The 12,727-nt window shown below is 45.7% G+C and carries 12 protein-coding genes; 9 read left to right on the top strand and 3 right to left on the bottom strand.

Annotated features, from left to right (window positions below):
• Positions 1-4: 4 nt before the first annotated feature.
• The 3 genes from pdxA to AB6735_RS16970 are packed head-to-tail and all read right to left on the bottom strand — an operon-like array spanning position 5 to position 3,150.
• Positions 5-1,045: a 4-hydroxythreonine-4-phosphate dehydrogenase PdxA gene (pdxA, locus tag AB6735_RS16980; RefSeq protein ID WP_090463502.1), complete on the bottom strand. Its 1,041-nt coding sequence runs from the start codon at positions 1,043-1,045 to the stop codon at positions 5-7.
• Positions 1,042-1,974 carry a dihydrodipicolinate synthase family protein gene (locus AB6735_RS16975; RefSeq protein ID WP_090463505.1) on the bottom strand — a complete coding sequence of 311 codons (933 nt, stop codon included), beginning with the start codon at positions 1,972-1,974 and terminating at the stop codon, positions 1,042-1,044. Before AB6735_RS16975 ends, pdxA begins: the two co-directional genes overlap by 4 nt.
• 9 nt (positions 1,975-1,983) lie before the next feature.
• Positions 1,984-3,150 carry an iron-containing alcohol dehydrogenase gene (locus AB6735_RS16970; RefSeq protein ID WP_370997019.1) on the bottom strand — a complete coding sequence of 389 codons (1,167 nt, stop codon included), beginning with the start codon at positions 3,148-3,150 and terminating at the stop codon, positions 1,984-1,986.
• 417 nt (positions 3,151-3,567) lie between these two features.
• Here AB6735_RS16970 and AB6735_RS16965 point away from each other — a divergent pair, with 417 nt between their 5' ends.
• The 9 genes from AB6735_RS16965 to AB6735_RS16925 all read left to right on the top strand — a co-directional run bounded on the left by AB6735_RS16965 (position 3,568) and on the right by AB6735_RS16925 (position 12,519).
• Positions 3,568-3,708 carry a hypothetical protein gene (locus AB6735_RS16965; protein ID WP_176851916.1) on the top strand — a complete coding sequence of 47 codons (141 nt, stop codon included), beginning with the start codon at positions 3,568-3,570 and terminating at the stop codon, positions 3,706-3,708.
• Between the two features lie 80 nt (positions 3,709-3,788).
• Positions 3,789-3,983: a hypothetical protein gene (locus tag AB6735_RS16960; protein ID WP_370997018.1), complete on the top strand. Its 195-nt coding sequence runs from the start codon at positions 3,789-3,791 to the stop codon at positions 3,981-3,983.
• A 279-nt stretch (positions 3,984-4,262) separates the two neighbouring features.
• Complete coding sequence (locus tag AB6735_RS16955; protein ID WP_090463512.1) at positions 4,263-5,924, top strand: glycoside hydrolase family 28 protein; 1,662 nt, start codon at positions 4,263-4,265, stop codon at positions 5,922-5,924.
• A gap of 13 nt (positions 5,925-5,937) precedes the next feature.
• Complete coding sequence (locus AB6735_RS16950) at positions 5,938-6,879, top strand: alpha/beta hydrolase (protein ID WP_370997017.1); 942 nt, start codon at positions 5,938-5,940, stop codon at positions 6,877-6,879.
• 13 nt (positions 6,880-6,892) lie between these two features.
• The gene (locus AB6735_RS16945) at positions 6,893-7,678 is read left to right on the top strand and encodes a rhamnogalacturonan acetylesterase (RefSeq protein ID WP_218128195.1); all 786 of its coding nucleotides are present in this window, start codon (positions 6,893-6,895) and stop codon (positions 7,676-7,678) included.
• A gap of 4 nt (positions 7,679-7,682) precedes the next feature.
• A complete protein-coding gene (locus AB6735_RS16940; RefSeq protein WP_370997016.1) occupies positions 7,683-8,669 on the top strand; it encodes an alpha/beta hydrolase fold domain-containing protein in 987 nt (328 codons plus the stop codon).
• Between the two features lie 5 nt (positions 8,670-8,674).
• Entirely contained in the window at positions 8,675-9,856 is a 1,182-nt protein-coding gene (locus AB6735_RS16935) for a glycoside hydrolase family 105 protein (protein WP_090463521.1), read from the top strand.
• 6 nt (positions 9,857-9,862) lie between these two features.
• Entirely contained in the window at positions 9,863-10,870 is a 1,008-nt protein-coding gene (locus tag AB6735_RS16930; protein ID WP_090463524.1) for a pectinesterase family protein, read from the top strand.
• Between the two features lie 2 nt (positions 10,871-10,872).
• Complete coding sequence (locus tag AB6735_RS16925; protein ID WP_370997015.1) at positions 10,873-12,519, top strand: glycoside hydrolase 43 family protein; 1,647 nt, start codon at positions 10,873-10,875, stop codon at positions 12,517-12,519.
• The last annotated feature ends 208 nt before the right edge of the window (positions 12,520-12,727 follow it).

Genomic DNA, 12,727 nt, shown 5'->3' with positions numbered 1-12,727 from the left:
ATCCTTATACTTTTATCCTGTTTTTGCTCAACTGTACGGCAGACTCAATAGCCAGGATCATAGCATCACTGCTGGCAACGCCTTTACCTGCAATTTCAAAAGCCGTACCGTGATCAACCGAAGTACGGATGATAGGCAAGCCCATAGTAATGTTAACGCCTTTTACACTATCCATCTGCTGTTTTTCGGCGTTCCATTTAAAGCCGGTGAGTTTAAAGGGGATATGTCCCTGGTCGTGGTACATGGCCACTACGCCACCATAATACCCGGTTGATGCTTTGGAAAACAAGGTATCGGCAGGCACCGGGCCTTCTACATCATAACCTAATTTTAGCGCCTCTTGTACAGCTGGCAGAATCTCCAAATCATCTTCGGTACCAAACAAGCCCGAATCGCCGGCATGCGGGTTAAGCCCGGCTATGCCGATCTTTAGGTTTTTTTCTCCAAGAGAGATGAGGCCATCCTGTAAAAGTTCAACAACTTCAACAATCCGGTTTTTTTTTACCAAATCGCAAGCCTGCCTTAACGACACGTGGGTTGATACATGGATCACCTTCATATTATGTTCTACCAGAAGCATCGCATATTTTTTTGTGCCGGTGTAATGGGCATATATCTCAGTGTGCCCTGCGAAATGGTGCCCGGCCTCATTAATCGATTTTTTGTTGATAGGCCCGGTTACAGTAGCGTCAACTTCGCCGTCAAGCGCCAGTTCAATTGCTTTTTTTACTGCTTCAAATGAGGCGTTGCCAGCCATCGCCGAGATTTCCCCAAACTTGAGTTGTTCCAGATCTACATTATGGAGATCGAATACATCAGGCTTTCCAAATTCAAAGTTTGCTTTGCGGATATCTTTTATGGAGTTGATATGTGCATCTAAGTTCAATCTTTTTACGATGTCAAAAAATACGCCAGTGTCGCCAATAATTACCGGGCGGCAAATCTCAAACAGCCTTTCGGTAAGTAAGGCCTTAATCGCTATCTCGGGACCAATACTGGCCGGATCGCCCATGGTTATCGCTATGATTGGTTTCTCGGCTGTCATTGGTATATTGGTAAGCTAAGATTTTCAATATTAAGCATGCTCTGTAGTTTCTTTTGCAGGTCGGCAGCTTCGGCATCACTAACTTTCAATAGCGGTGGCATCATGTACGGACGACACAATCCGGCGCTTTGCATTAAGGACTTCAGTGCTGCCAGCGATTCGCCCAGCAGGCGTTTGCCCTGGTAGATATCACCCACTAAGTTAGAATGCCTTTGTAATTGCAGGGCAGCAGGCTCATCATCATTATCGGCCGCGACAATCATTTTATAATAGATATCGGGGAACAGGTTTCCGGTACTTGGCACCAGGCCATCGCTGCCGGTAAATAATGCATGGGCAGATTGTGCGCCCCAGCCCAAAAAATGACTGAAATCGGCGCGGCCGATCCATAGTTTGAGCGAATCTCTTAAGCGGTCATAGTTCCGTTCCGAATCCTTGGTGCCTACGATATTATCATGATAGCTTAATTCATCGAGCAGGTTTAAGTTGATAGATACATTGGTGGTGGCGGGGATGTTGTAAACTATCAAGGGGATAGGTACTTCATTGGCTAGGGTTTCAAAGTATGTTTTAATTTCATATTCAGTTAGTGTGAAATAGGCAGGCAGGTGCGCTACCGCAACATCAATCCCTTCACCAGCACAACGCTTGGCCAGTTCAATGGAATCGGCCAGGCAATTTGATGAAATACCTGCATAAATCAACCGCCCCGGCTGCCTTACTGATGTTGCCAGTTTAATAAAATCGAGCTTAACATCGTTTGGCAATGAGGCAGATTCACCGGTGGTACCCAGTATGAAAGGTACACCGCCGTAATTGAAAATATTATCGAATATCTTTTCAACCGCTTCATGGTCAAGTTTATAATTGTCAGTAAGTGGTGTAATTGATGGCACTACCAAGCCATTATATTTCTTTTTTAGTTTCATTAGTATGTTTTAATAAGCAGCCTCGTAAATGTTAACAGCGTCATCTATGTTTATCGGTCGCGGGTTGTTTTTAAGCAAGCGCGTAATTTTCATGGCGTCGGCCGCCATTTGCGGTATGGTGTTTTTATCTATGTCTATTTCTTTTAAGCTTGCAGGGATGCCGCAGTCTTTAATCAACTGACGGATCTTTTCTACTCCGGCCTTAGCTGTTTCAAAATCATTGACACCGCTATTGCAACCCAATGCACGGGCAACAGCGGCATATCGTTCCGTGGTTGCCGGAATGTTATACTCCATTACAAAAGGAAGCAATAAAGCATTTGATAAGCCATGGGCAATATGGTACATACTGCCCAGCGGATAAGAGAGGGCATGGACACCGGCCGTATTAACAGGACCTAAACAAAAGCCGCCCATCAAGCTGCCGATAGCCAATTGTGTGCGGGCATCTTCATCGGTACCATCATTTACTGCTTTAACCAAATTGCCGGCTATAAGCCGGATCCCTTCAATCGCATACATGTCAATAAAAGGATGTGCATACAAATTTGTATAAGCCTCAAGGCAATGCGTTAGCGCATCAAGACCTGTCGCGGCGGTAACCTCTGCCGGGAGACTGACCATCAAATCCGGATCAATGATCACAACATCCGGAACCAGGTAAGGGCTGATAATGCCTTTTTTCTGATCATCTACATTATCTATCAATATCGCATTTGGCGATGCTTCGCTGCCGGTACCTGCTGTCGTAGGTACGCAGATCAGTTTTTTAGTACGGGTTTTAAGCAGACCATTGCCTGTTATCCCTGCCAGCGTTTGGTCGTTGTTAATTTGCGCTGCTATGAGCTTGGCTATGTCAAGGACGCTGCCGCCGCCAATACCTATGATTACATCAGCCGCGGTGTGCTTTACTGATGCAAGCAGATCTTCAAAGTCTTTAAATGAAGGCTCTTTCACTATTGAGGTATCAACGTGAACAGCAATCCTGGCTTCTTTAAGCTGAACTAAAACAGGTTCAAGTTTTCCTGACAACGGGCTGATGGTAATGATCAAAGCCGATTTATACCCGCTGTTAATAATCTCATCAGTTAATTTTAAAAGCGATTTTTTGCCAACAATTATCTGGCCCGGAAACCGGATAGTGATGTCGCGATAAGGATGTTCAGTTTGCGGCATATACTTATTATATTATAATGGCGGGCCTTTTTAATTGGTTTTGATATAAAACAAAGATGGATAATGCCACCCCCCATTTTTATCCAACCGTTATCCAATTATTGTACGATATTATCAAAAGGTATATCTGCCCGTAAGTCATTATGATATGATATGCCTGTAATTGGCTTTTATGGATAGCAATGGTGATAAATGATCTCTGAAATGCAGGGAGACGGCTCATGACAGTTCGATAACAAAGGCCCGGTAACTTAGCAAAAAGGTGATTTTGAGATAATAGGGTAAATTTTTAGCTGTCTGAATAGCTACTGTCGCTCTTATTCGAAATCAATCAAATCACCATAGCATAATTATAACTCACCCGGTCAGATACGGTACTTTTAATATTTTCTGTTAACTCAATAAATACACACGCCCATGAAAGTAGTAAAAACAGTAGGACAATTTATTATAGAGAAACCGGCAGGTTTTCCTTTTGTCAAAGGCGAGCTGTCACGGTTTTTACGTGAAATAGGCATTGCCGCTAAAATTGTAAATCGCGAAATCAGCAAGGCTTGACTTATTTGATATCATCGGCGAAACCGACTCGGGAACTCCCATGGTGAACGGCATATACTAATGAGCAATTCATTTCGGCCTTGCGCATCGGCAGCGAGTGCTGTGTTGTAGCATCTGAAGAAAATGATGAACCTATCCAACTACCCCAACAGTATCCAAACGGAAAACTAAGATTGGTATACGAATGTAACCCGATGGCCTTTATTGTTGAACAGGCAGGCGTCGCTGAATCTACCAGGTTAAATAATAAATGCGCTAAAAGACACTGTTTTTAATATCGGCTCCAAGCAACTCATCCAGCTTTAGAAAAGCCGATTGTGCTGGCCATTTAGTGTGAACCATCCAGGATAGATCAAACAAATACAAAATAAACTGGATTTGCTGCAAAGAGGGTTCAATTATTGAACATTTTAGACCAATTTTTAAACCTCTGTATAGAGTTCTGTTAATATGTTTGTTTCAACCAACTATAGACCTGTTTCTCTGAAAAGGATTTTTTCTATCCGATATTTTATGGACCGGCTATTTGCGGATGAACTTATACCTAATATAACATGCATCTTAAAAAACTGAACTTATTAGCAATTTTGCTATTTTGCTTATGCGTAGAAGCAAACGGGCAAAAAAAAACATCCGTTTATTCCTGGCAACATCTGCCCACCGCCGAATTGCCATCCTTTAAAACCGACACCTTCAACATTGAAAAATTTGGTGCCAAAGCGGGCGGGTTCACACTAAATACGCAACGCATCAACGCTGCTATCAACGCGTGCAGCGAGCATGGTGGCGGCGTTGTACTCATCCCTTCCGGATTTTGGTTAACCGGCCCTGTTGTAATGAAAAATAATGTTAATCTTCATATCAGCCGGGCGGCAGTACTACAGTTTACATCTGATAAAAGCAGTTTCGCGCTCATTGAAGGAAACTTTGAAGGGCACAAGTCCATCCGCAATCAGTCTCCGATCTCAGGTAAGGACCTGCAAAACATCGCCATTACTGGCGAGGGTATTATTGACGGGCACGGCGAGGTTTGGCGCGCGATGGGTAAAGACAATATTATCGACCGCGATTGGAAAATACTCATTGCTTCGGGCGGTGAGCTTAGCGATGACGGCCGTACCTGGTACCCATCGGCCAGCTATGCTAAAGGTGCCCGCACCCGTAATGCAGGCTATATACAAACCGGTAAAAAACTGGACGATTACCAGGAGATAAAAGACTTTTTCCGCCCTAACCTCATCGTATTCAGTAATTGTAAAAAGGTGCTGCTGCAGGGTACAACCTTTCAAAACTCCGCAGCATGGTGCCTTCATACGCTGCAATGTGAAGACCTGACATTTGATGGCGTGCATGTCCGCAATGCGTCAAATGCGCAGAACGGGGACGGTATGGATATTGAATCCTGTTCAAATGTGCGGGTGGTTAATTGCACTATTGACGCCGGAGATGACGGGATCTGTATTAAATCGGGAAAAGATGAAGAAGGCCGAAAAGTTGGCAAACCCTGTCAAAACATTTTGATCCAAAACAATGTGGTATACAGCGCGCACGGTGGTTTCGTGATCGGCAGTGAAATGTCTGGGGGCGCACATGATATTTTTGTTTCAGACTGCAGTTTTTTTGGCACCGACAACGGCTTGCGTTTTAAAACTGTAAGAGGACGTGGCGGCGTGGTTGAAAATATTTATATCCGTAATATTTCCATGCGCGATATTGTGCACGATGCGATCCTGTTTGATATGTATTATTTTACTAAGGCGCCTTCATTGGCCCAAACCGGCGGTGACGAAGAAAAGCCGCCTGTTGACGCCGGAACTCCTCAATTCCGTAATTTTTATATTAATAATGTAGTTTGCGATGGTGCCAACCGGGCCATGCTCATCCGTGGCCTGCCTGAAATGAGCATCAGGGGCATCCACCTGGAAAATATTTCGATCAAGGCCGATCAGGGGGCCGAAATTATTGATGCCAGCGACGTTAGCCTGACCAAAGTAACGCTGCAGTGCAAAACCACCCGACCGTTGGTTCATATAGAAAACAGTAACAAAATCAGGGTCGACTCTCTTGCATCAGCAGTAAAGCCTGATCTGCTGTTGAGCATTAATGGCAAGCATATGGGGCAGGTTGATTTATTGCATACAGACACCAGTTCGGCCAGCCAGGTGGCAGAATTTAAATATGGCGCGGATAAATCTGCATTAACAACAACAAAATAAGCCGACAGGATAAATGATGAACCATTTGTTTTTCAAATTGACGGTACTGGCATTAGTGATCTTTTCAACCCATACACAGGCCCAAAATTTTATGGAGATATGGCCGCATGGTCATATCCCAAACTCTAAAAACCTGCGGCTTACTGACAGCGTAGCAAATGAACGCATCTATAGGGTAATGCTGCCGGGAATGTACGCGTTCTTTCCCGGGAAACAGGAAAACAAGGGCGCCGCAGTGGTTATTTGTCCGGGCGGCGGCTATGAGCGGCTTGCCTACGTGATCAGTGGGTTGCAACTGGCTAAATGGTTCAACACCATGGGGGTTTCGGCATTTGTGCTTAATTACCGCCTCCCTAACTCTCCTGACTTGAAGCAACGTGAAATCGGCCCGTTGATGGATGCACAGCGAGCCATTCGCCACATCAGAGCCAATGCAGCAAAATGGGGCATCGACCCAGATAAGATAGGCATCATGGGGACATCGTCAGGTGGGCATCTTGCTGCTAACACAGCTACCCAAACCACCGACGTAAGTGCAATTAAGGATAGCCTTGACCGTGTTTCATTCAGTCCTAATTTTGCTATTCTGGTTTCGCCGGTGATCGACCTCAGTACGTCGTATGCACATGCGGGTAGTGTTAAAAATTTACTGGGGCCTAACCCTACTGAAGATCTGAAGCGGCATTTTTCGGCCCAGCTTAACGTAAGCAGCACCACTCCCCCATGCTTTATTGCCGATGCGGTTAATGATAAAGCAGTAAACCCAATGAACAGTCTGATGTTTTACCAGGCACTATTGCAAAACAACGTGCCGGTAAGTTTTCACGCATTTCCGCAAGGCGCACATGCCATAGCGCTGCGCAATAATCCCGGGTCGACTGAGTTGTGGACCAAACTATGCGAAATGTGGCTGATTGAAATGAACATCATCCCCGAAAAACTGTCAACCAAATAACTATAACATCACCATGAAAAAACCGCGTCAAAGTAAAATCTATCGGTTTAGCCTGGCAATTATGATGCTGGGCGGCATAGCATTAAGCTTTATCCCGCCTAAAAAGAAGTTAACCATTTTTTTAGCAGGCGATTCAACAATGGCTGATAAAAAGGTAAGTGCATATCCCGAAACCGGTTGGGGCACGAGTTTCAAGAATTTTTTCGACTCAACTGTGGTTGTAGTTAACAAGGCCCAAAATGGCCGCAGCACCCGTACTTTCATCACCGACGGCCTTTGGAAACAGATTGCCGATAATTTGAATGCAGAAGATTATGTGCTGATACAATTTGGCCATAACGATGAGGTGCCTACCAAAAAATCGGCTACTACAGAAACGGAGTTTAAAAACAACTTGATCTTTTATATTGATCAAACGCGGAGCAGGAACGCAATACCTGTACTGATCACCCCGGTAACACGCCGCAGCTTTGACAGTACAGGCACAGTAACAGATACCCATGCGCGTTACGCCCGGATTGTACGCGATGTAGCCACAGAAAAACGTGTACAATTGATAGATCTTGACCAGGAAAGTACGGGGCTGGTGCAACGCTTTGGCCCTGAACAGTCTAAATTGCTGTACAATCACCTGCAGCCCGGCGAAAACCCCAATTACCCTGACGGGAAAAAAGACGATACCCATTTCAATGAACTGGGTGCCCGCAAAATGGCCGAGATTGTATTGGCAGACCTGCGCAGGCTGTCGCCTGAAATTAACAGCCGCGTAATAGGATCTGATCGGGGACTAACCAGGTAGCATCATGAAAAACAAAACCCTTCTATTGGGCTTAGCTTTAGGCCTGCTTGCATTTACAAAAGTTTCGGCACAATCTCAACAATGGCTAACCGCTACCCCGGATACCTCCTTTAACATCACCCGCGACTTTAAAAACAATGTAAAGAAATATCCCTTTATTAAGATCGTCCCAGATAGCCCTTCAGCGGCAGTAACTGAAGCCCGAAACCTGGTTTATGGCAAAGTAGGCAGCCGCGAGCTGCATATTGATGCCTTTACGCCATCAGCAGCTAAGAAAAAGCCTACCCCCGCGGTAATTATCGTACACGGCGGTGGCTGGCGTTCGGGTAACCGTGCGCAGCATGTTCCGCTGGCACAGCATTTGGCAGCCCTGGGTTATGCGAGCTTTACGGTAGAATATCGCCTGTCTACCGAAGCGCTTTACCCGGCAGCGGTGAATGACATCAAATCGGCAATCCAATGGCTGCATGCTAATGCTAAAAGATTTAATATCAATACAAATAAGATCGCCGTTTTGGGCTTTTCGGCTGGCGGGCAATTGGCCGCATTGGTAGGAATGACTTCAGGTTCAGATAAATTCGATGTGCTGGACTCAAATAAAGGTTATTCAAGTTCTGTACAGGCCGTGATCGATATTGATGGTACGCTCACATTTGTGGCGCCTGATGCATGGGAAACTCAAAATCAACAAACGGTTGCAGCCTCAACCATGTGGATAGGCTACAAACGGACCGAAAACATTGAGATCTGGACAGCGGCCAGTCCGCTTACTTATGCCGAACGTAATAAGCTGCCTTTTTTGTTCCTGAATAGCGCGGTTGACAGAATGCATGCCGGTCGTGATGTATTTAAAGAGATGATGGATAAAAAAGGCGTATATGTGCGGATTGATAATTTTAAAGATACGCCGCATACTTTCTGTTTATATCAGCCCTGGTTTAACCCTATGGTAAACGACATTGATCAGTTTCTAACTAAAATATTTAAATAAACACCATGATGAAAAGCTTTTTACGCCTGCAAATACTTGGTTTTATATTGTTAACAGCTCAAGCGGTCAGCGCACAATCCGCCAGGCCCTATTCTCAGCAAATGGCCCACACGGTGATGACTATCTGGAAAGACAGCCTGCCCACAGGCAATAGGTGGACTTATGACCAGGGTGTTATATTGAAGGGATTTGAAAATATCTGGCATCAAACCGGCGACAAGCAATATTTCGATTTTATAAAGCACTGTATGGATAAATTCGTACAGCCCGATGGCAGTATCCGTACCTATAACCTGGCCGATCATAACCTCGATTTTATCCTTTGCGGCCGCAATGTGCTGATGCTTTACCGGCAAACACATGAGGATAAATACCTGAAAGCGGTACAAATATTGCGCGAACAATTGCGTACACAGCCCCGTACATTTGATGGTGGTTTCTGGCATAAAAAACGTTACCCGAACCAAATGTGGCTGGATGGGCTGTATATGGCCGGGCCGTTTTACGCCGAATATGCGGCCACTTTTCATGAGGATACTGCTTTCAATGATATTGCCCGGCAGTTTATATTAATGGAAAAACATTCGCGGGACGAAAAAACAGGATTGCTGTACCACGCCTGGGACGCATCAAAGAAAGAGCGCTGGGCCGATCCGCAAACCGGCCGTTCGCCAAACTTTTGGGGGCGGGCCATGGGCTGGTACGGTATGGCGCTGGTTGATGCTTTGGATCAATTTCCGGCTGATCATCCAAGGCGTAAGGAACTGCTGGCCATCTTGCAGCGTTATGCCGCGGCAGTGCAGCGCTGGCAGGATCAGCCTACCGGGCTCTGGTACGAAGTACTGGACAAAGGCACTGAAAAAGGTAATTACCAGGAAGCGTCTGTATCATGTATGTTTGTGTATACGCTGGCTAAGGCTCTGCGTCAAAAATATCTGCCGGCAAACTATATACCTGTAGCACAAAAAGGGTATGCAGGTATTATTAAAAAATTTATCCGTACCGATGACAAGGGCCTTTTGGCGTTGGATGGCACGGTTCAGGTGGGTGGCCTGGGCGGAAAGCCTTACCGTGATGGCAGCTACGCTTATTACCTGAGTGAAAAGGTAATTACCAATGACGCCAAAGGTGTGGGCGCTTTTATACTCGCCGCTACAGAAATTGAATGGTTGAAAGGGACAAAATAACATCATATGAAAAAGGTCATACTTGGCTTGTTGTTGCTGGCAGCAGTTGCTGTTTGCCATGCTCAGCCTGTTACTAAGGTTTATAAAGAAATAACTGTGGCGCAGGATGGCAGCGGCGATTTTAAATCCATACAGGAAGCGGTAAACGCTGTTCGTGATCTGGGTGCTATACAGGTACCTATCCACATCAAAAAAGGTATCTATCACGAAAAGCTGGTAATACCATCGTGGAAAACACATATCTCACTTATTGGTGAGAATAAGGAAAATACCATTATCACCAATGATGACTATTCGGGCAAACCCGTACCTGGCGGTAAAGATGCCTTTGGCAGGGATAAATTTTCAACTTACACCTCCTACACAGTACTGGTTGCCGGCAATAATTTCATGGCAGAAAACCTGACCATCATCAATTCGGCCGGCCGGGTAGGACAAGCCGTGGCGCTGCATATTGAAGGCGACCGCTGCATTGTGCATAACTGTAAGCTGCTGGGCAACCAGGATACGCTGTATACCGCTACGGCTACATCGCGTGAGCTATTTCAGGATTGTTATATTGAAGGCACTACAGATTTTCTGTTTGGCGAAGCTACCGTTGTTTTCCAGCGCTGCATTATTAAAAGCCTGGTCAACTCCTATATTACGGCAGCGGCCACCACTTCTTTGCAAAAATATGGTTATGTGCTGATGAACTGTAAGCTGATCGCTGATGAATCGGTAAATAAGGCATACCTGGGCAGGCCCTGGAGATCATACGCTAAAACGGTATTTCTGAATACCGAAATGGGCGCACACATCGTTCCCCAGGGCTGGGACCCGTGGAAAGGCGACAGCATGTTCCCTGACAAGGAAAAGACTGCCTATTATGCCGAATATAAAAATGCCGGACCGGGCGCTAACCCTAAAGGCCGGGTACAGTGGTCGCACCAGCTAACGGACCGGGAGGCAAAACAATATACCATTAAAAACATCCTTGGCGGCAGTGATAACTGGGACCCGGAAGCTAAATAATTATGAAAAACACCATCTGCATACTGGCTTTTGCCGCCGCTATACCTTTTGCAAACGCGCAGGTAAAACCTGTTGCAAAAAGTAACTATAGATCTAAAGTGTGGGTTGCCGACCAGGGCAATGGCACCTATAAAAACCCGGTGCTGAATGCCGATTATTCCGATCCGGACGCGATACGCGTAGGCGATGACTTTTATCTTGTTTCTTCCAGTTTTGAGGATATACCGGGGTTGCCCGTATTGTATTCAAAAGATCTGGTAAACTGGCGTATCATTGGCCACGCCCTGTTACGCCAGCCTCCGTTTGATCATTTCGATATTCCGCGTCACGGGGATGGCGTTTGGGCGCCCGCATTACGTTATTACAAAGGTGAGTTTTACCTGTATTATCCAGATCCAGATTATGGCATTTACCTTATAAAAGCCAAAAACGCGGCCGGGTCCTGGAGCAACCCCGTAATGGTTTACGCAGGCAAAGGTTTGATTGACCCCTGCCCGCTGATGGATGATGACGGCCAGATGTACCTGGTGCATGGCTTTGCCGGCAGCCGTGCGGGTATTAAAAGTGTTATCGCTGTAAATAAGCTGAATGCGGATGGCACCAAAGTAACTGATACCGGCGTAATAGTTTATGATGGCCACGAAACCGACCCAACCATTGAGGGGCCTAAATTTTACAAGCGGAATGGGTATTACTACATTTTTGCACCGGCTGGAGGGGTGCCTGCCGGGTGGCAGCTGGTATTAAGGTCAAAAAATATTTATGGCCCCTATGAGCGTAAAGTAGTGATGGATCAGGGTAAAACAACTGTTAATGGCCCGCATCAGGGTGCCTGGGTAACTACCCAAACCGGCGAAGACTGGTTCCTGCACTTTCAGGATAAAGAACAATACGGCCGCGTAGTACACCTGCAGCCTATGGTTTGGAAAAATAACTGGCCGGTAATAGGTACAGATAAAGACGGCGATGGTAAAGGCGAGCCCGTACTGGTTTACAAAAAGCCAAATGTTGGTAAAACCTACCCTATCGAAACACCGGTTGAAAGCGATGAGTTTAACGGAACCACCCTCGGCTTGCAATGGCAGTGGATGGCTAACGCGCAGGCCAGCTGGTATTATATGAACCCGGGCAAAGGCGCGCTAAGGCTTTATTCGGGTAAGATGCCAGAGGGCGCTAAAAACCTTTGGGGCGCCGGAAATGTGCTGCTACAGAAGTTTATGGCCGACGAATTTGCGGCTACAACCAAAATGACCTTTACTCCCAATGTTAAATTGGAAGAAAAAGCCGGCTTAGCCATCATGGGTTTCAGCTATGCCGGCATAGCGGTTAAAAATAAAAAAGATGGCGTATACCTGGTGTTTGATCATTGCAAAGATGCCGATAAAGGTAACGCCGAAGAAGAGAAGACCATTGCTAAACTGGATAAGCCTACGGTATGGCTGCGTGTAAAAGTAAGCGCCGGGGCTAAGTGCGATTTTAGCTACAGTACAGATGGGCAAACGTTCATCAATGTTGGCGAAACGTTTCACGCCGAAGTTGGGCGATGGATAGGCGCTAAGGTTGGCATATTCTGCATGCGCGATACACAGATCAACGATTCGGGGTATGCTGATTTTGACTGGTTTAGGGTTACGCCTATTGACAAATAATTATCGGGTAATAAATTGTTTGATGTTTCAGTGAACACCCGGAGATATAATAAGCAAAATAAAATTTATAGATTTAACGGTGTTGCGGCAATCCGCCGGTATAGCCTAATTGTAAGTGAATATTTTTTGAGGTAGAAATCATATGAAGCTCAGGTGTTTTTTATGCATGTTTTTGCTTTGGTTATTAACCGGATCTGCTTTTGGCCAA

The organism is Mucilaginibacter sp. RCC_168, from assembly GCF_041355315.1.
Lineage (GTDB): Bacteria > Bacteroidota > Bacteroidia > Sphingobacteriales > Sphingobacteriaceae > Mucilaginibacter.
This window is presented reverse-complemented; position numbering and strand designations above follow the sequence as displayed.